This is a genomic window from Symmachiella macrocystis (genome assembly GCF_007860075.1).
Taxonomy (GTDB): domain Bacteria; phylum Planctomycetota; class Planctomycetia; order Planctomycetales; family Planctomycetaceae; genus Symmachiella; species Symmachiella macrocystis.
The window spans coordinates 826,908-847,324 of sequence record NZ_SJPP01000003.1; the positions used below are offsets into that span (position 1 = coordinate 826,908).

At 55.5% G+C, this 20,417-nt stretch carries 16 protein-coding genes; 6 read left to right on the forward strand and 10 right to left on the reverse strand.

Translation table 11 applies throughout. The features are described 5' to 3' along the window. The first annotated feature begins 4 nt into the window (after window positions 1-4). The 4 genes from CA54_RS26680 (at window position 5) to CA54_RS26695 (ending at window position 6,517) form a co-directional block, all read left to right on the forward strand. On the forward strand, window positions 5-895 hold the full coding sequence (locus CA54_RS26680) for an alpha/beta hydrolase (RefSeq protein ID WP_146374030.1): 891 nt from the start codon (window positions 5-7) through the stop codon (window positions 893-895). A 140-nt stretch (window positions 896-1,035) separates the two neighbouring features. Beyond that, window positions 1,036-2,724, forward strand: coding sequence for a hypothetical protein (locus tag CA54_RS26685; protein ID WP_146374031.1), 1,689 nt, complete (start codon window positions 1,036-1,038; stop codon window positions 2,722-2,724). Window positions 2,725-3,036: 312 nt separating this feature from the next. Then, complete coding sequence (locus CA54_RS26690; protein WP_231963209.1) at window positions 3,037-5,643, forward strand: PVC-type heme-binding CxxCH protein; 2,607 nt, start codon at window positions 3,037-3,039, stop codon at window positions 5,641-5,643. A gap of 133 nt (window positions 5,644-5,776) precedes the next feature. Next, the gene (locus CA54_RS26695) at window positions 5,777-6,517 is read left to right on the forward strand and encodes a DUF2071 domain-containing protein (protein ID WP_146374032.1); all 741 of its coding nucleotides are present in this window, start codon (window positions 5,777-5,779) and stop codon (window positions 6,515-6,517) included. On the opposite strand, the gene CA54_RS26700 is transcribed toward CA54_RS26695, so the two are convergent. From CA54_RS26700 to CA54_RS26720, 5 genes are all read right to left on the reverse strand, one after another. Then, the gene (locus CA54_RS26700) at window positions 6,514-8,160 is read right to left on the reverse strand and encodes a DUF4153 domain-containing protein (protein ID WP_146374033.1); all 1,647 of its coding nucleotides are present in this window, start codon (window positions 8,158-8,160) and stop codon (window positions 6,514-6,516) included. The genes CA54_RS26695 and CA54_RS26700 overlap by 4 nt on opposite strands. A 119-nt stretch (window positions 8,161-8,279) precedes the next feature. Further along, the gene (locus tag CA54_RS26705; protein WP_146374034.1) at window positions 8,280-8,933 is read right to left on the reverse strand and encodes a 3-keto-disaccharide hydrolase; all 654 of its coding nucleotides are present in this window, start codon (window positions 8,931-8,933) and stop codon (window positions 8,280-8,282) included. A 101-nt stretch (window positions 8,934-9,034) separates the two neighbouring features. Further along, the gene (locus CA54_RS26710; protein ID WP_146374035.1) at window positions 9,035-10,495 is read right to left on the reverse strand and encodes a DUF1501 domain-containing protein; all 1,461 of its coding nucleotides are present in this window, start codon (window positions 10,493-10,495) and stop codon (window positions 9,035-9,037) included. A gap of 24 nt (window positions 10,496-10,519) precedes the next feature. Continuing rightward, on the reverse strand, window positions 10,520-13,879 hold the full coding sequence (locus CA54_RS26715) for a DUF1553 domain-containing protein (protein ID WP_146374036.1): 3,360 nt from the start codon (window positions 13,877-13,879) through the stop codon (window positions 10,520-10,522). Between the two features lie 233 nt (window positions 13,880-14,112). Then, entirely contained in the window at window positions 14,113-15,426 is a 1,314-nt protein-coding gene (locus CA54_RS26720) for a Gfo/Idh/MocA family protein (protein WP_146374037.1), read from the reverse strand. 328 nt (window positions 15,427-15,754) lie between these two features. On the opposite strand from CA54_RS26720, the gene CA54_RS26725 reads away from it, so the two are divergent. Beyond that, window positions 15,755-16,828: a DUF1559 domain-containing protein gene (locus CA54_RS26725; RefSeq protein WP_146374038.1), complete on the forward strand. Its 1,074-nt coding sequence runs from the start codon at window positions 15,755-15,757 to the stop codon at window positions 16,826-16,828. A 2-nt stretch (window positions 16,829-16,830) separates the two neighbouring features. Next, window positions 16,831-17,151 (forward strand): hypothetical protein, encoded by a 321-nt coding sequence (locus tag CA54_RS26730; protein ID WP_231963210.1) that lies wholly within the window; start codon window positions 16,831-16,833, stop codon window positions 17,149-17,151. 174 nt (window positions 17,152-17,325) lie between these two features. On the opposite strand, the gene CA54_RS26735 is transcribed toward CA54_RS26730, so the two are convergent. From CA54_RS26735 to CA54_RS26755, 5 genes are all read right to left on the reverse strand, one after another. After that, window positions 17,326-17,748 (reverse strand): cupin domain-containing protein, encoded by a 423-nt coding sequence (locus tag CA54_RS26735; RefSeq protein WP_197532863.1) that lies wholly within the window; start codon window positions 17,746-17,748, stop codon window positions 17,326-17,328. A gap of 76 nt (window positions 17,749-17,824) precedes the next feature. Continuing rightward, window positions 17,825-18,607: an SDR family NAD(P)-dependent oxidoreductase gene (locus CA54_RS26740; RefSeq protein WP_146374040.1), complete on the reverse strand. Its 783-nt coding sequence runs from the start codon at window positions 18,605-18,607 to the stop codon at window positions 17,825-17,827. A 176-nt stretch (window positions 18,608-18,783) separates the two neighbouring features. Then, complete coding sequence (locus tag CA54_RS26745; protein ID WP_146374041.1) at window positions 18,784-19,338, reverse strand: sulfotransferase; 555 nt, start codon at window positions 19,336-19,338, stop codon at window positions 18,784-18,786. A gap of 28 nt (window positions 19,339-19,366) precedes the next feature. After that, on the reverse strand, window positions 19,367-20,191 hold the full coding sequence (locus CA54_RS26750) for a hypothetical protein (protein ID WP_146374042.1): 825 nt from the start codon (window positions 20,189-20,191) through the stop codon (window positions 19,367-19,369). Between the two features lie 5 nt (window positions 20,192-20,196). Continuing rightward, complete coding sequence (locus tag CA54_RS26755; RefSeq protein WP_145378046.1) at window positions 20,197-20,388, reverse strand: hypothetical protein; 192 nt, start codon at window positions 20,386-20,388, stop codon at window positions 20,197-20,199. Window positions 20,389-20,417: the final 29 nt, after the last annotated feature.

Consider the following 20,417-nt stretch of genomic DNA (forward strand, 5'->3'; position numbering starts at 1 on the left):
AACCATGCCACGTCAAAACTTGCTGATCTATCTTTTGGGAACGGCCGTTTGCCTCACGGTCACGTGCATGACGCGCACGGGTCTTTCCGAGGAACCGTTGGAGTTTGAATATCACGAGGATGTGATCTACGGCGTCGGTGGTGGCGAACAATTGATCTTGGATTGGGCGCGCCCGAAGAAATTCGACAAGCCGCTGACAGCGATCATCTATATCCACGGAGGCGGATGGACCTTTGGCAACAAGAACGGCCATCGCGACGAAATTCAAAAGGCGGCCCGTGAAGGTTATTTTTCCGCGACGATTGGTTATCGCTTGGCCCCAGCGCATCGTTTTCCCGCCCAAGTCGAGGACTGCAAATGCGCGATTCGTTTTTTGCGAGCCAATGCCGATGAACTGGGCCTAGACCGCAACAAAATCGGCGCCATCGGTTTTTCCGCCGGTGCACACTTGGTGATGATGCTCGCCACCATGGATGACGGGGACGGATTGGAAGGCAAAGGGGGCTGGTTCGATTGGTCTAGTAAAATCCAAGTGGGTGTTAGTTTTTTCGGGCCGACGAATCTGCAGTCCGAATTTCCTACGGGTTCGAATAAACTCGTCGTGCAATTCCTCAACGGAACCGCAGCACAGCAACCCGAAGCGTATCGCCTCGCCTCGCCGATCACGTATGTCAACGCCGGCGATCCCCCGCTGTTGATGTATCAAGGGACCAAGGACACTCTCGTCCCCCACGACCAAGCGATACAAATGGTCGAGGCCTTGACCGCGGTTGAGGTCCCTGGACGCGTGGAGTTTTTAATCGGCCAAGGGCACGGTTGGCGTGGCCCCGAAGCGAAGCGCACGTTTCAAGAGGCGATTGAATTCATCGATGAGCAGACCAACAAAACCGAATAACAGATCGCTGCCGTAAGAGCGCTGCTGCGCAATAACACATTGCGTGGTTGATTCGCTACCCGATAGGAATAGCTTGTTGGCGGTCGGCCGTTTTCGTCGGGCCGTGCGGTCTCTCGACACGTCAATGGGCGGAGAACATCATGCCGGACTCATCACGTACTGACGCGCCAACAGTGACTTCGGCGGACCGCCGCTTGGTCGCCGCACATCCCACTTCCATGCCGCTGGATTTGGTCGTTCGCGATCCCGATACGATCGCCGAATTAACGAGTCTGGCTGCGGGGGATCCGCGGGAGCAGTTCGCCCTTTCGGCGCTACGAATCGGCGTGCTAGCGTTGCGGCAGGCGCGGGGGCAAATCGACACCGAACAAATCCGCCGCGAAAGCGAACGCATGCTGTCGGGCCTGGACAAACAACTCAGCGAACATGGCCGCGACGTCCACACCAAAATGGCCGCGATGCTCAAGGAGTATTTCGATCCTGAGGACGGACGGCTGCAGGAACGGGTCAATCGACTGATTCGCAAAGATGGCGAATTGGAAGAACTGCTCCGCCGGCAAATTGGCGGCGAAGATTCAGAACTTTGCAAAACGCTCGACAGCCATTTCGGGCAAAGCAGCCCGTTGATGAGTCTGCTCAGCCCCGAGGAATCGCAAGGCTTGTTGGCGGCATTTCGCGAGACCTTTGAAAAGCAGCTGACTACGCAGCGCGAACGGGTGCTGAATGAGTTTTCACTCGATAACGGCGAAGGGGCACTGGCGCGGCTGGTGAAGGAACTCAACGAAAATCATGGCAAACTGAGCGGCGACCTGCAGAAAAAAATCGATGTCGTGGTCGGTGAGTTTTCACTCGATGAGGAAAACTCAGCCCTGAGCCGGTTGGTCCGCAATGTAGACCGCGCGCAGCGAACAATCACTAGTGAGTTTTCGCTCAACGACGAAAACTCGGCCCTGTCACAACTAAAATCGATCCTGGACAGCACCAAGGACACGATCAACAGCAACCTGACGTTGGACGATGAAAAATCGTCATTGGCCCGCCTGAAAGGCGAAATCCTCAAGGTGCTGGAAACGCATTCCGAAGCGAATCAGAAATTCCGCGAAGAGGTCAAGCTATCACTCAACGAGATGGTCACCCGTCGCGAAGAAGCAGCACGGTCCACGACGCACGGCCTCGACTTCGAAGATGCGGTCTACACGTTTATACAACAGGAGTCACAACGGACGGGTGACATTGCCTCCCACACCGGCAATACGACGGGGCTGATTAAGAACTGCAAAGTAGGGGACTGCATGATCGAACTCGGCCCGGAAAATGCCGCCGCCGGGGCGAAGATCGTTGTCGAAGCCAAACAGAAAAAAGAATACAACGTCGCCAAGGCGCTGGAAGAGATTGAGACGGCCCGCAAGAACCGCGCAGCTCAGACCGGTCTGTTCGTATTTTCCAAAAAGTCCGCTCCCGACGGCATGGAACCCTTTGCGCGCTACCGTAACGACGTGCTCGTCGTCTGGGATCCTGAACAACCCGACAATGATCTGTATTTAAAAACAGGCTTAACACTGGCCCGCGCGCTCTGCGTCCGTTCCGGGCAACACAGCGAAGCGAAAGCCGCTGACTTCCAAGCCATCGACGTCGCCGTGCTCGAGATCGAAAAGCGGACCGGCAACCTCGGTAAGATCGAATCCTCCGCTCAATCGATCAGCAAACAGAGCGACACGATCCTCAAAACGGTTGAACTCTCACGACGTTCGATCGAACGGCAATTGGAAATCTTGCGGGACAAACTCGGCGACCTCAAACGCCAAGAGGCCGCTGGAGAAAACACGTAGCACGAGTTTTGAATTCTCTGAAAGAAAACCTCGCGCAGAGACGCAAAGGCGCAAAGAAATCAACAGGTAAGCATTTCGGTCCACCCGGACTTTTCTTGACATCTCGTGCGCACGCAATTCACTTGTCTTACGGCTTGCAACGGGCGAACAGCCTTCTTCTCTCTGCGCCTCCGCGTCTCTGCGCGAGTCTGTTTTCAAAACAATCCCACTGCTAAATACAACACCCGCCGCTTGCCCTTTTTTGTTCGACCCACGATAATCGTGGTAGCTAAAAAACTTTCTAACTACGGCTCCACAAACGAGAACTGTGATATGTTGAAGATGCGCACCATGTTCCTACTGGCGTTGATCGGACTCTGTGCCGGCAACGGGTTTGCTGAAGAATCCGGTCCTTTGAAACTTAATAAGGGGGACCACGTTGTCCTCATCGGGAATACGCTGGCAGAGCGGATGCAGCATTTCGGCCACTTTGAGTCGCTGTTGCATAGCCGGTTTCCGCAGCATGAATTGGTGGTCCGTAATCTAGGTTGGTCGGCCGATGAACTCACCTTGCGGCCGCGCTCTAAAGATTTTCAGGATCATGGCCACAACCTCGAAGACCACAAACCCAACGTGGTGATCGCTTGCTTTGGTTTCAACGAATCCTTTACCGGCCCTGAGGGGTTGCCGAAGTTTGTCGCCGACCTGGAAGACTTCATCAAGACCACCACGACCACCAAGTACAACGGCAAAGCGCCGCCGCAATTGGTCCTGTTCTCACCCATCGCCCAAGAAGACACCGGCCGACCGGGCGTGACCGATGGCAAAGCCAACAACGAAAACATCAAAGCCTATACAGAGGCAATTGCGGAAGTCGCGAAGCGAAACAACGTGATCTTCGTCGATCTGTTTACACCGTCGCAAAAACTGATGCACGATGCCGACCAGAAACTGACCATCAACGGCGTTCACCTAAACGATTACGGTTACAGCCAATTGGCACCGGTAATGGAAACAGCGTTGTTCGGGCCGCGGCCCGCCTCAGCCGGGCAAGCCGACTTGAACAAAGTCCGGGCGGAGGTCAACGAGAAGAACCGTCAGTTTTGGTACGACCACCGCGCGGTCAATGGGTTCTATATTTACGGCGGCCGCAAAGAACCGTTCGGCGTCGTGAATTTTCCGGATGAATTCAAAAAGCTCCGCAAAATGATCGCTCTGCGTGACCGGCGGGTGTGGGATGTGGCGCAAGGAAAATCGGTACCGGATAAAATCGACGACACCGTTGCCGGCGAAATCAAAAAGGTGCCCACAAACTTCGAACGCGAAATCGTAATCACCAAGCCGGAAGATACGCTCAAGACGTTTACGTTGCCCGACGGGTATGAAGCGAACCTCTTCGCATCCGACGATCAGTTTCCCGAGTTGCAAAACCCCGTGCAATTCACCTTCGACGCCCGCGGGCGGTTGTGGGTCTGCACGATGAATTCCTATCCGATGTACCTGCCCGGGACGCCGGTGGACGATAAGATTCTGATTCTCGAAGACACCGATGGCGACGGCCGCGCCGATAAGAGCACCGTTTTTGCCGACGGCCTCCATGTTCCTACCGGCATCGAATTGGGAGACGGCGGCGTCTATGTGGCGCAGCAACCCAACTTGATGTTCCTCAAAGATACCGATGGCGACGATGTGGCTGACGAGCGGTCGATCGTGCTGCACGGCTTCGATACGGCGGATTCGCACCACTCGCTCAGTGCCTTCACCTGGGGACCGGGCGGGGGTTTGTATTTTCAGGAAGGAACTTTCCACCACACACAAGTCGAAACCCCCTACGGTCCGGTTCGCTGCAAAAATGCGGGCGTGTATCGCTATGAACCCAAGACCGAAAAGCTCGACGTCTTCGTCTCTTATGGGTTTGCCAATCCTTGGGGGCATACGTTCGATGGTTGGGGACAAAATTTCGTCGCCGATGCTTCGGGTGGAGCCAACTACTACGGCACCGCTTTCTCGGGCCAGGTCGACTATCCGCACAAACACGGAAAAATGAAACAGTTTTTCACCAAACAATGGCGGCCGACGTCGGGGTGTGAATTTGTCTCCAGCGGTAATTTTCCGGACGACGCTCAAGGGAACTACCTGCTGAATAACTGCATCGGTTTTCACGGTGTTTTGCAATATCGCATGAAAGATGACGGTTCGGGATTCGCCGCCGACCCGGTGCAGCCGTTGTTGCAATCGTCCGATCAAAACTTTCGCCCGGTCGATTTGCAATTCGGTCCCGACGGCGCGCTGTATCTCGTCGATTGGTTCAATCCGTTGATTGGCCACATGCAGCATTCGCTCCGCGATCCCAATCGCGACAAAAACCATGGACGCATCTGGCGGATTCGTCACAAAGATCGCCCGCTGGTCACGCCGGCCAAAATCGCCGGACAACCGATTCCTGCATTGCTGGATCTGCTCAAGACCTACGAAGACCGCACCCGATATCGGGTTCGCCGTGAACTACGTGAACGCGATACCGCGGAAGTCATGGCGGCACTGGATGCCTGGATCGCCGGGCTGGATCAAGCGGATGAGAATTACCAGCACAATCTGTTAGAAGCGTTGTGGGTCCACCAGCATCACGACGTCGTCGATGAAGACTTCTTGAAACAATTGCTGCGTTCCCCCGACTATCGCGTCCGCGCCGCTGCGACGCGAGTGTTGTGTTATTGGCGGGACCGCGTGAACAAGCCATTGGCATTACTGCAGGTACAAGTCAACGACGAACATCCTCGCGTGCGTCTCGAAGCCGTGCGTGCTTTGAGCTTTTTCGATTCCGCTGAAGCACAAGCGGTTTTGTATGAAGCCCTGACTCATCCGGATGACGACTACTTGAAGTACACATTTAAAGAGACTTTGGACACCTTGGATCGCCGCCTGGGCAACCAAAAATAGTTTGGCGACTCAACGCCCGGTTTGAAGCTCCGGGCGTTGGGTGCCCCAAAAAACGGCGATCATTTTCTGTTAACTTCCTGGCGGAACGGCGGTCGTCTACCCGTACCGTTTGAGAATACAGAAAGCAGTCCCCATGAAAATCCCCGTGGTTCGTGGCGTGATTGACCGGCGGATTCTGGTCAATTACCGCATCAAGCTCGATGTGTTGGCCACTCTCCTACCATCACCGTTTCGGCCGAAACCGGTTAAGGGCTACGGCATCGCCGGGATCTGTCTGATCCGACTCAAGCAGCTTCGCCCGCGCTTTCTGCCGCCACTGGTTGGCATCTCCTCGGAAAATGCCGCTCACCGCATTGCTGTGGAGTGGGAAGAGGAGGGGCAATTGCGCGAGGGGGTCTACATCCCTCGCCGCGATACGTCCTCGCGCTTTAATACCCTGGCCGGTGGCACGATCTTTCCCGGCCTGCACCATCATGCACAGTTCCAGGTTCAAGAAAACGGGGGCCACTACAAGGTCCAACTCGACAGCGATGATGACGATACACACGTCGCTGTCGAAGGCACGATTACAGAAGCATTCCCTGACACGTCGATCTTTGAATCGATCGCTGAGGTGTCGGACTTTTTCGAGGCGGGTTCACTCGGCTACTCAACAACACGCAAGTCCAACGAGTTTGATGGCTTGGAATTGCTCACTTTCAATTGGCACGTCCAACCGCTGGAGATCACCAATGTGAAATCCAGTTTCTTTGAAGATCCGACTCTCTTCCCACCCGGCTCAGTGGAGTTCGACTGTGCACTATTGATGACCGGTATCGAGCATGAATGGCACGGGCGGCCGTTGATGAAATCAATCGCGGTCCCGGCCAGTTAAAACCATTGATACGCGTATTTGTGGAATCGATCGAGTGCTGCTTGGCGGACTTGGGGATCGGTATACTGCTGCCATGCTTCCTGGTTCCGGCGAAATTCCTCCAGCGCGATTTCATCCGCAATCTGATACGTCGTCCATCCCAAAGCAGAGCGGCGTGTCGCTGTTGATTCCGCTTCGCTTTGGTGCAAAGCCAGTAACGCGCGCACGCCTTCCCGGATGATTTCGTTGTCGCTGTTGAGCAACGGTTGCAGCTGCAAAATCCCTTCGGAATTGATGGGATGTACGCTGATTTGAACCGACGGCGCCGGATCACCATCGAGAATCCTGCGGACGTTGTAGCCGACAACAAGCGTGTCCAGCGGCGTTAAGGCGAGCAGGTACAGCGCAATGGCCAGCGTCCACAAGTGACGTCGGGCCAGCCAAAACAAATTGCGATTGCGGGCGATTTTCCAGATCACTAACAGGAATCCCACCACAACCGCCGTCATACCAAACAACCCTACAATCCGCATCCGCGACATGCCGTTGAAGCCGATGTAAATGAACAGCCGGTTATAGACCGATGCCGCCAGAAGCATGTTTTCGATCGACCACAGCCAGGCCAGTCGCCGTAACGAACCAACGCGTCGTTCTCGCAGAATATCTCCGCGAAAGACGAGTGAAAGCATGATCGTCGCCAATGCAAGCGCCGCCGTCAGCCACGCGGCCCCTTCGTGGGCATAACCTGAATAGTGAAATCCAGGTGGGAATTCGTGAAACCACATGCTCTGAAATTCAAAGACCAAATAGACGCCGAACAGCACCACGACGGTGACTAATGTGTTTCGCAGCGCGGGATAGAGATCGGCATCGATGGCTTCGGGGGGTTCGTCAGTCGGAGTTTCGCCGGTTGACGAAAAGACTTGCGAATCCACTATGACCGGCCGCAGCAATCCCAAAGCGATCCACAAAACCGCCGCCCAAAATCCGATTTGGAGCGGATCGGGCGAGTACTGCTCGACCCATACCTGCACGGACTTGAACAGTTGCGTCATTCCCTGCCCGAACCAAACATTCAAGTCGGGATTCGCCAGCACAAATATCCAGCTGAATACCAAGAAGGCAAGTAATGGAAGGACAATGCTGACCCAGCCGGCACGTGGAATGATCGGGCCGAGGCGATTCAATTGTCGACCAAAACGAACGATTCCGTAAAATCCGGCTTGCGCCGTTTGCAGCGCAAAAAAGAGCATTTCGAGTACATAAGGACAAAGCCCCACCAACGTCATCGCAAAGGCCACAATCAACGCGAACCCGACGGCCACCAGCGCGTTGGATCCGCACCACAGCATCTTAGCTGCCAAGGCGAGCATCATGAACGATACAATCCAAAACGCCGGTCCGCCGCTGCGTCGGTTGGAGCTCACCCACAATAGAACTGGAGCAATCAGGAACAAAGCCGCATAGCCGGCGAAGCCTTGGCCGTGATAAATCGTGACATCGCACAAGACGATCAGCAGAAAGACACCGATCAACTCGACCCAGCGAAGCGACGATTGCTTCGTTCCAGGCGCGCGCTCCGCTGGAGTCGTAACGGGATCATCGTGAAACGTTTCGATGACGAGCGCATCATCGGGTTGCGCCGGTTCCTGTTGACCGTTCATGACCACCCTTTGAGTGCATTATGGGACGTCGTGCCGTATGACGTCCTATGCGCCAGCAGGCTATGCGTTAAACGGGGAACAGGAGACCGGCATCACCTTCCGGCGTCAGAACGTCAAAATTAGTCCAATTCCTTGATGCGGATGTTCCGCCAAGCGACTTCGTACGGTCCTTTGTCCTTGCCGATGCCGTGCACCTGCAGGCCGATAAAGCCTTTGGGGTACGTTTTGTAGATCGACTCATTAGTTAGGTCGGCAATCGGTTTGCCGTTGATCCAAGTCTGAATCCGCGGGCCGCTGGCAACGACGCGGTATTTATTCCACTCACCGTCCTTAAAATGTTTGTGCGGTTTTCGGATATCATCCGGTATCAACCAACCAAGCTTGGTCCCTTCGGCGTAGATGTAACCCGCTTCGTCGCCATTGGCGCCGCTGGCTTCAATTTCCACCTGCGGACCATTCACGCGACCGGTGGGGGTCTTTTTGGTTTGGGAGCGGATTTGGACGCCGGAATTCAACTTGTCGTGCACCTTGACTTCGAATTCTAGCTCGAAGTCACCGTAGTCTTTGTCACTGCACAAAAACGAATTTGGACTGCCCGTATTGGTTTTTCCGACGATCGTTTTATCTTCGACACGATAGGTGGCGGTGCCATTGCGTTGTGTCCAGCCATCGAGCGTCTTGCCGTCGAACAGCTCCACCCATTCCCCGGCGAATGCGGGAACGGCGGCGAGGGAGACGAACAGTGCGGCGGCGAATCTTAGCGGCAATTTCATTGAGGTCATCCTTTGGTAAATGAGTAAATCTGCTCTGATACAGAATACCCACCAGGATGAATTTGTCCAAGGCGCCGGCAGTACTCAATGCGTGCTGAGCATCAAACCCGCACCGGACCATGGAACAATTCACCCTCGACGCGGGCATCGGTCACGCGGGCATCGGTCAGTGTTTCGTCGCTGCCGTGATGCTCATACGTCAGTCGTGTATGATCCAGCCCCAATTGATGCAATAGTGTCGCATGCAAATCCGAGACTCCCACCGGGTCGACGACCGAACGATAACCGATGTCGTCGGTCGCGCCGTGCACATGCCCCGCTTTAAAACCGCCGCCGGCGAGAATCAGGCTAAATGCATTGCGATTGTGGTCGCGGCCTTTGCCGTTTTGCGACACAGGTAAGCGGCCGAATTCTCCCGACCAAACGACAATCGTGCTCTCCAGCAGTCCTCGTTGCTTGAGGTCCTTGATCAGGGCAGCAGAGGGCAAATCGCACTTGGCGCAGATGGCCTCATTATCGGTCTTAGAATTATCGTGCGCATCCCAAGGCTGCGAATTGGGTTTGACCGGCGGCAAGATTTGCACAAAACGAACACCCGACTCGACCAACCGGCGGGCCATCAAACACCGCAGCCCGTACCCGGCAGTTTCGGGTTCATCCAGGCCGTACATCTTGCGCGTCGCCGGTGTCTCCCGTGACAGGTCCAACGTTTCCGCAGCTGCCAGTTGCATGCGCGCGGCGAGTTCGTAATTTTGGATCCGCGCTTCCAGCGAGGATTCGTAGGCAAAGTCCTGCTGATGCCTTCGATTCAATTTGGCCAACAGGTCCAAATTTTCGCGCTGTACCGCCGGGGGAATCGGTTGGCTGGGATTGAGATTCAGTACCGGCGTCCCCGCGGTGCTGACTTCGGTGCCGCGATACAGCGCGGGCATCCAACCGTTTTGCCACAACAACGTGCCGCTCGTGTTATACCCCTCGGGGTCGCGAAGCACGACGTAGGCGGGCAAGTTTTGGTTTTCTGTACCGAGTCCGTAACTGACCCACGAACCGAGGGCGGGACGACCTTGGAAGATCTTACCGGTGTTCAGCGCCACCAGTGATTCCGTGTGATTGTTATGCAGATTATACATCGACCGCACGAGGCAAATCTCATCCGCCACCGAACCGAGGTGCGGCAGGATTTCGGCCATCTCGATACCGCTCTCGCCGTATTTGCGAAACTTCAGCGGACTGCCTAACAGCGTGTTTCCCTCGCTGCCGGGTTGAAACATCTCGACTTTTTCGACGTGCACCTTGCCGCTGTGCTTGGTGAGATCCGGCTTGGGGTCAAACAGATCCATCTGCCCCGGGCCGCCGTTTTGCATCAGCATGATCACCGCTTTGGCGGGAGCCTCAAAATGCCCCGACTGGGGAGCCAGTCCATTGTCGACAGGCGCGGCTGCGGCGGATTGTTCCATACCGTCAAGATACGAGCACGCAATCGAACCAAATCCCAACGCGCCGATTTTCAACATTTGCCGCCGGGACAAGCGTGATGCAGTTTCGATAGGTCGCTGTGCCATGGTTGAACCCCGTCGTCTAATTCCTCAGCGGACGTACAAATACTCGTTGGTGTTGAACAGAACCTTGCAAAGCTGCGCCAAAGCCAATTGGTCCACCTTCTCGGCTGTTTTTTCATCCGTACGGAACCGTTCTGCCTGCCGGTGCAGCAATTCCGTGCACCAGCGGATCTCCTCATCCGTGGGGAGTCGGCCCAATGCGATGCGATAGGCGGCCGTGATTTGCTCCGCTGGGGTTTTGTGCGCGGCGAGTCGCTCTGCGAAGAACGCGGCTTGCTCCAGTACGAAATCATCGTGTAATAACGTCAGCGCTTGCGTGACGACCGCCGACGGTTCGCGCTGTGTGCAATTGCGAGCCACGATCGGTTGGTCAAAAATCCGCAGCATGGTTAGGTGATAGTTGCGCCGTGCCAACACATAGATGCTGCGGCGCCATTGATAGGTGGGCGTGGGCAACCCCGCTTTTTTGATGACCACCATGCCATCGGGACGGACATCGACCGGGATAAACTCGCCAAACAAGCTGCGGTCCAACTTGCCACTGCTGACCAAGATTGCGTCGCGGACATATTCCGAATCCAACCGCCGCAAATTCATCCGCCACAGCAGAGCGTTTTCCGGATCCGTCTTTTCCGCAGCCACCATCTCCGACGTGAGAACCGCTGCCTGTCGATACGCATGGGACATCACCATCTGTTTGATGATCGGTTTGGCCCGCCAACCATTTCGTAAGAACTCGGACGTCAGCCAGTCCAGCAATTCCGGGTGGGAAGGCGCCGCCCCAGCAACACCGAAATTGTCGCTGGTCGCCACAATGCCCCGCCCGAAAACCTGCTGCCAAAATCGATTGACGATCACCCGCGCGACGTATTGCCCCGCCAGTTTGTCCCCGTTAGTCAGTTGACGGGCCAATGCCAATCGGCGCCCGCTGGAATTCCCGGCCGCGGCAACCGTATTTGATTCCTCCGTGCTCGGTGTTTCCAGAATACTTAACAATCCAGGCTGCACCTCCAAACCGGGCCGCAGATAGTTTCCGCGGCGGAGCACATACGTCGGCGGCGGGGGGTACGTCTCGTGCACGTGTTGTATCGTTCCGTAGGCGCGCTTGCTGCTTTGCTGTTTGGCAATTTGCTGGGCGATCGATGCGCATTGCTGTCTGTGTTCGTCGCTTAGCGCCGCCTTGATTTCTTCAGTCGTTACGTTCAACTGGGTTTCATATTGAACGGCGAGTTGCTTTTGCGAGTCGCTACGTTTATCAGCCGGTGTGGCGACGGCGGTTTTCGCATCCTCCCGAATGGTAGCGGGCAACGCGGCGAGTTTTTTGTCATAAACGTTTTGTCGGACCTGCGCAAGAATCGCTGCGTCCTGCTGCGTTAGCTTGGCAATTTCGGCGTCGGCCTGTTGATTGATACTGTCGATCTCGGTTTTCACCGCATCGGGAACATCCGCGCGCGCTTTACCGGTCGAGACAACCCAGTGCCGCACATTGAACGCTGGCGCAAAAACCGCTTGCAGACGATAATAATCGGCTTGCGGTAATGCGTCGTATTTGTGGTCGTGGCACTTTGCGCACTGCAATGTTAGAGCCAACAGACTGTTGGCGACCAGTTCCGATGTGCGTTGTACGACATGATGCCGCACATCGGGCGTATTGAGTTCGTTTTGGTCGGTGTCGTCGTTGGCGGAGAGCAAAAACCCAGTGGCAATCAAGCATTCCAGCATCTCTGGTGTAAATGCGTCGGCGGATTTCCAGTCGTACAATTCATCCCCTGCCAACTGCTCGACCAAAAACCGGTCAAACGGTTTGTCGGCATTGAAGGCGCGAATCACGTAATCGCGGTACCGCCACTTTCCATTGAGCGGCTTGATGATTGCCGCATCGTTGTCGCTGCCGAACATATCCACATACCCGACAACATCCAGCCAATGCCGTCCCCACCGTTCGCCGAAATGTTCCGAATTCAAAAGTCCGTCCACCAAACGCTCATAGACATCAGGGCGCTTGTCTGAAATAAACGCATCGATCTCCTCTGGTGTGGGTGGCAGACCGATCAGGTCAAAGTAGACGCGGCGAATCAACGTCGTGCGATTTGCCGGTGGTGAGAGTTGCAGGTTTTGTTCTTCAAGTTTCGCGACGACGAAGCGGTCGATGTCGTTTTCGATACGATCGGTTGCGACAACCGACCGCGGTTTTTCGACCTTCAACAGCTGGTAGGCCCAGTGCTGACGTTGTTCGGCGGTGATGTTCGTTGCGTCAGCCGTTAAGACGATCTTTTCTGTTGACGGCGCATCGGCTTCGATCCAATCGCGCAGCATGCGAACCTCGTCGGCTGAGAGCGGGTTCTCCCCGTCGGGCGGCATCTTGCCGGTTTTTATCATGGCGACAATTTCGCTGCGATCGGGAAAGCCGCGAACGATGACCGGTCCCGCTTGCCCGCCACGAAGCATGTCCGAGACTGTCCGCAAATCCAATTCCGCTTCCCGCACATCGCCGCCGTGGCAATCTTGGCAATGCGACGCCAGAATCGGTCGGATGTCCCGTTCGAACTGCGGGATCGGACGAAAATCGGTCTTGAGCGCGTATTTCTTTGACAGATACTGCCCCGTTTCGTACTGCTGTGTCGCCGTCAATGCCCGGTCATAGACCAGTACCTCAGCGATGTCCCCTTCGAAGTAAGAATCGGTCGCATCGACTTGGCCGAAGTGTTGCCCAAGGGCCAACGAGACCAGCGGTTGGAATCCGAGAAAATGCGTACCGTTGAACACCCCCCGCTGTTCGCGACGGCCATTGACGTGCAGCGCAAACGCTTGTTCGCCGGTATAGGCCGCTTCGATCAATGTGGGGTGATCATTCCAAGCTGCGCTTTGCCCCTCACCTTCGTCGCCATTGTGAATGCCGATCCGGAGTTTCTTGCGGCCTTGTTGATAACCGACCCACAGGCCCGCGCGTTTGGGGAAATCTCCCGTGGCCACGTCACGGGAATTGAGATCGATCAACCGCTGCGCCATGTGCGAGGAATTCGCTCCGCCGCGCATGACGATCAGAATATGAAACGGCCGGTCGCCGGTTGCGAGTCCTGCAAACTTCTCGGCAACCAATAGATCATCGCCATCAAAGTGAACTGCGGGATGTCCGTCCCAGGCATCTTTGCTGAAAGTCGGTCGCCGCTCTGCGATTTCCTGGACGACATAATTCCCATGCCCGCTTTTGTCGGTCCATTTCGAAATCGCCCCATCAGGCAGCGCATCGCTGTCGATTTCACTCGCGTCCAACCACAGGATCAATCCCTCCTGTGGCGGCGCCGCTTGCGCATTGCCCGACTCCACAAATCCCGCCATGACAGCGAGTAGAATCGCCAGCTGTTTGAGGAGTGTTCGCGAGTTCACGAAGATCGCCCCTATGAAAGGTCGGCCAATTCCAGGATCGATCGTCGCATTGAGATCGCCGCGGAACCGCTCGACCGTCAAAGTGATTTTATGCCGACCGCGTTCATCGTGTGTACGGTCGTGATACTTCCATTCTAATTCCGTTTTGAAAACTCGTCCAGGAGGACTGACTCGCCAAGCTGTTTTGGGGAATTCAGCATCACCACACTAACAATCTCATGATGCAGCCGGTTTTAGCTTTTCGGTTCGATGATTTGGATTTCCGAATCGCTTAACAACGCCGTCACCGGTGTGCCGCGGCCCGCTTCGAAGTGTACGTAGTTCTTTTCCGCCACAACCGATGCCGCTTCGATTACTCTTACAACGTCTCGTTGGCTGGCGGCTGTCGGGTAGGAATCACCGATGGCTTCCAGCGATTCGCCCAAGATGCGTCGACGAATCACGGCCAACATCCCGGCAGCAATGGAGGCTTTCCCGTAACCAAAAATTTCCAACTCTCCGCCAATATGATGAATCCGCCCGCCGAACGAGGGGTTCCGTGTGCGTGATCCGTCGCCGATGATGGCTTCGCGGTAACCGCGATCTTGTTGATCGACATAGCCCCGGCCGTAGATACCGTACAGTTCGATCTCCTGATTGACCGCCCCTTCAAACTCCGCCGGGTTGATCCAATTGTTGTTGTAATCGCCCCGCATGCCGTTGTCATACGTTACTGCCACGTCAACGCTGTCCCAGGTTTTGATCGCATGTTGCCGTTTGAATGTCGAGGGGTCGACGCCGCGACGGCGGGCGATCTCTTTGTGGTGTTCATCCCAATTGAGCAGTAGGTTCTTTTGCCCTGTGGCAAACACCGTGACCGGTTTGACGCCCAAGTAATGGTGGACGACATCCAACCAATGGCAACCGACATAAGCGAACGGATTGCTTTGTTCGGCCCAGGCAAAAATGTCTGTACTGACCTCCAGTGGTTCCTCGAGCACCGTCCGCACGCGGTTGATCGGGCCGTATTGCTCGGGGGCTTTGGACATCATCTCCCGCACGAACGGGTCGTACCGTTTGTGCATATCGACAGCAACAATACGACCGGTCTCGCGGGCCTTGGCGATGATTTCATCCGCTTCGCTGGTCGTCAAACAGAGCGGCTTTTCGGTAATCACATCGCAACCGGCATCCAGCGCATCTAAAATGGGCTCCGCATGCACATGATCGGGCGTGGCAACGAACAGCACATCCGGTTTGTGCGTGGCCAGTATGTCTTTCCAGACGGCGTCTCCATAACAGGCATCAATTTTGCCGTCCGGAAAGTCCTCGGAAAACCATTGGACAATCCGTCCCGCGGTGCCGCTCTTTTCGCTCCGCGTCCCGACCGCACACACGCGAATCTCCACATCAGCCACGTCCGCTGCCATGTGGCTCATGCCAATGCTGTTGAGCGCGCCGGCCATTCCCCCCCGCATAAAGTCCTTGAAGGTCTGGCCAATAATATCATCAAAAAACATCCCGCCACCAATAATGGCAACGTCGATCGTCCGTTTGCTCGCAGTCATGTCGGAAATATCCTGAACGGTAAGGCAGCGGTCATAGAATCGGTCGTGCGCGCTAATCGCAGGCGCGCCAGCGAGTTTTTTTGTAGCAGACCGAGGACAGCCCGGTCCAGTCAACGGCCAGTTTCACGCCCACCCGTTCAGCCTGTGTTTGTGACGAATTGCTTAAATTCACAGGATTTCCGCGTCAAAACGGCCTAAACCGGCGCTAGGCGAGCCAACTTATTTTGATTAATCAAAATTTATAGTTGCCTTATTGGAATTATTTGTTATGCTCATCCTTCCTCGCGATTTCCCCCCCAACAAAATACTACACCCGTAGGATAAAGCTATGTCAGCCACACATCGGCGACGCGGATTTACGCTCATTGAATTGCTGGTTGTGATTGCGATCATTGCCATACTCGTCAGCTTATTATTGCCCGCTGTGCAACAGGCCCGTGAAGCCGCGCGGCGGACGCGTTGCAGGAACAATCTCAAACAACAGGGATTGGCACTGCACAATTACCACGATGCCCACTCCGCATTTCCCGCCGGTTATTACTCGTACGGAACCAGCAACGGTTCAGGTCCCTCTTGGGCGAACATCGATCCGCTCACCTGGGATGCAGCACCGGGTTGGGCGTGGGGGACCATGCTGTTGCCCTACCTTGACCAGGCCCCGCTGTATCAGACATTGGACTTGAATCGCCCTTGTTGGGATGCTGCCAACGCGACCGCAATTCAAACCACGCTTCCGGTTTTCTTATGTCCTTCTGCCAGCGGAGCGACGGAGCCCTTTACAGTACGAGACGCAGCTGCAGACCCGTTGTTGGTGGATGGAGCAGAGGTGCAATTGGGACGATCACATTATGTCGCCAGCCATGGACAGGAGTCCTGTTGGGGTGAGTGCGGTGCTGCTCCCGCGGGCGTGGTGTTTTCCAACATCTACACCTCAACAACTCAAACAGTGTCGATCAATGGAGACGCGTCGCAGGTCGCAGACGGGCCGTTTTATCGCAACTCCGCCACGCGTATCAAACATGTCACCGACGGCATGACCAACACGGTCTTCCTCGGCGAACATTCGTCGAACCTCAGCGAAAAAACCTGGGTTGGCGTTGTACCCGGTGCGTTTACGCATCCGAATTTCACCTCACCTGAAAACGGTCCCGACGCAGCGGCGACGCTTGTGCTGGTCCACGCCGGTCCTTCAGGCGGCGAACTGGATATCACCGGCTTTCCCATCATCCACCCCATTAATTTTCCCACCTATCACGTGGGGCAAATGTACTCCGAACATACCGGCGGCGGGTTTGTCTGCCTGGGGGATGGTTCAGTCCGTTTTGTTTCCGAAAACATCGACCTATTTGTCTGGGCCGAGCTGGCTAGCATCGGCGAAGGCGAAATCATAGGGGAATACTAATCATGCGACTTCGTCTTCACCAGAGATGGGCCATTACGATTCTTGCCGCGGCATTCTGCACACAACTCAGCGGTTGCGGTTACCCGCAGGTTAGCCCCAAAGCCTACGAAATCAGTAAAGCCTTGTACTCGGTCTGCAACCAGAAGAGCACCGAGCGGCTGCCTGCCATCAGCGAACTGATTGAAGATGCTCTCGCCGACGGATCGCTTCAGGAAACCGAAGGTGTTTGGCTCAACGACATCGTCACAGCGGGCCAAAACGGAGATTGGGAATCCGCCGCGCGGGAGTCCCGCCGTATTATGGATGATCAGGTCGGCCGTTAGTTGCGTCGTTTCAGGCGGTGAAAAGCCTCACGCTAAGGCGCAAAGCTAGCGAAGGAGTTGGGTGGGGAGGCCGTGTTCTTGGCGTCGCACAGCTGCTTTTTATGAGATTCACTCATTGTGCGTGGCTCGGCGGGAGCCTCGCCATCCCTTGTCGCTGGTTCTGTAAATTGAGGATTAGGGATTGGGGGGTGATGTGCAGATCAGGACAACCAACATTTCGGTGCCGGTGTTTTCGATGCCGTGCAGACACCACGGCGGCAGGTAGACGAAATCGCCTTTTTTCACCGGGCGCGAACCGCTGCCGAATGTCATTGTCCCGGCGCCTTCCATGATTACGTAGGTCTCTTCCGTCTCGTGTGACCCGGGTTCCAGAATCGCGTGTGGCGGAATGTAGAATACGACCAAGCCCATATTCTTTGCCGGGGCGTTGGGATTGACGGGATGCACGACTCGTACGGCGGGGGCGACGCAGTTGGGATAGACGACCGGCACCCCTTCTTGAACGGTGACGATCATCGGCTCAGGCGGCGTCTCCGGCTTGGGGATCTTGGGAGGTTCCGTACCTTGGTAGCCGACAAATTGTGTGAACTTGGCCATGACTGGAATCCTATTAGAGAGGGTGAATTGCAACTGAAGAAAGGGGCTGGATCCGTAGGCTGAGCAATAACGTCCATTAAAAGTCGCGGGTGTAGCCGGCAGTCCAACCGCCATCGACGGTGAGAATGTGACCGGTGATGTAACTACTTTCCGGAGCGGCCAAAAACAGTGCCGCATGGGCGATTTCTTCCGTGGTCCCCGGCCGCGCCAGCGGGATGTGTGCCAACAGCTGTTGTACGGAATCACGAAACGAGCCGTCCTCGCCATAAAACAATTGGCGGGTCCCCTGGGTCATAATCGATCCCGGTGCGATGCCATTGACCAGAATGCCGTATTGCCCCAGTTCGATCGCCATGGCTTTGGTGAGATTGATGACCCCCGCCTTGGCGGCGACAAAGGCGCATTGCAATCGCAGTGGTACCAAACCGGCGATCGAGGCGATGTTGATAATCTTGCCACTCCCCTGCCCCCGCATAACGCGCGCCGCCGCTTGGCTGACAGCGAACAGCCCGTTCAGATCGACGTTGAGCAACCGATCCCATTCTTCGCGGGGAAATTCATCGATCGTTACGCGGTGAGCCATGGTATTGACGCCGGCGTTATTGACGACAATATCCAGCCGCCCCCATTCGTCGACGGTCCCGGCGATCACCTCAGCAATCTGCGCCTCATTGGTGACATCCAATTGCCGCGCGAGACAACCATCATGCCCGGCTGCGGTTTCGGTCACGGTCGCGAGGTCGACATCCGTAAACACAACCCGCGCCCCATTAGCGGCCAGCGCCTCAGCAATTGATTTTCCAATCCCTTGCGCCGCTCCGGTCACGAGGGCGACTTGGTCCTGCAGGTTCACTTTCATCGAGCAGCCAATCGACAGAGGCCATGTTAGGTACGATTCGTCAACCCCGGTGACCGGGGCGAAAGGTGAATCAAAAGTATACCAAAGCACGCGCTGCTTCGCTGCACCCTGCCTCTCAACGCACACGTACAATCTCGGAAAGACGATCAACAAGAGCATGCTGGCGGAACATACCCTTAGTCTTGCCGCTGCCGATAAAGCGACGGATCGACGACGTTCGCCATGGCTTCCAGATCGAGTTGCAGTTCCAAGAAATCGGCAACGCTGCGGGCGGCATCAAGTGGTGCGTCGACGACTGAGCGAAATTCCAATTCCATCGATCGAATATGATTTTGCTGCAGCAACCATTTGGCCAGATCTTGGAGATGCCGCTCAAAGTGCAGACGGATGTCCATTCCCGCTTGCTGAGGAGCCGTGTCCGCCAGCATTTTGTCTTGGGAGCGAAGAATCTCATCCATGTTCCGACGCATAAAGACCACGCGGTATTCCAAGTCGCTCGGCAAATTGTACAGTAGCAACGAGACGACCTTGAGCGCCATCCCGTCCGCTTCGGCCAGCCATGCGTTCTCTTTGGCCAAAGCCTTCACGCGGCGATCTTCGTAATAACCGCGGAGGTTGTGCGTATCCGCTTCCCGGACATTGTCCGTTTGCAGACGCAGGCCCCCCGCTTGCAGCATTTGCATCATCAATGAGGTGCCCGAACGCGGGAGTCCGGAAACGATGGTGATCATGAGACGCCTCGAAAAGTGAATAACCGATTCAAAAGCTGACCTTCATCACCCGTCCGATCAACAGGCCGAAAATCATCGTCAGGAGCAGGAACGCAATCACCCAAGGAATTTCGTAGCCAGCCACAAAAAGTTGCCGGTGGGGATATTGCACGGAAACCTGTTTGATAGGTCCCACGTTTTCAATGGGAGGTTCAGCCGGGTGAAATAGTTCGTCCCAAAATCCACTGCTGACGCGCTGGTCGGATACTTTAAGCAAACGGTTGCCAACGACAATCTGCTTGCGGACGGATTCTTGATCGGTCTGGACCTCAATCCACTGGGAGCCATCTGCCTCAGCCCGCAAACGCCAATTCGCCTGGCTCAAGGCGGGGACGCGCATACTTTCGGTTTCGACCAGCAGTCCCGCTGAGGGAATGAACTGGATGTCTGCACTCATCAAGGGAAAATCGTCGGTGAAATCAACCTGCACAAGAATCGATTCGTCGACAGCAAACGGGCGATATTCATACCAGCAGGAGAGCTGAATCAATACCAGCAACGCGGGGACGAGGGTCACGCCGATTGGCTTGAGCAGCTCCCCTAGGTAACTCAGATTGGCAACCGCAAGTCGTCCAAAGGCGGTCACACTGACGATCATATCATGCCGAAAGATCAGCAACTCCAACGCGCGAGCCAACATCCGCCCTTTTTTACGCTTCAATGCCTGCTGGTTGGAGAAGACTTTGAAAGCCCAAACGAAAACGATCGATGTGACGAACGAAATCGCCAGCATTGCCGGCCAAGGATTCTCCCCGCGAAACGGAGAGATGAGTAAATCGCCAAGCGTGTTGCAGATAAAATTGACATAGGTCATGGTTGCTAATCGATGTATCCCAGTCCCTGCAATCGTTTTCGCACTTCTTCCTCGGACTCAACCTGTTCTGTTTCGGCGGCTGCTTTTTCCAGGATGTTGATGATGAATTCATCAACGCTCGAGCAACCCACTGCCTGGGAGGCTTTCTTCAGACTCTCGTAAAGTCCCGGTTCAATTTTCACTTTTGGACCGAACATGTTTGCCTTTTCTGAAATATCAACACTGG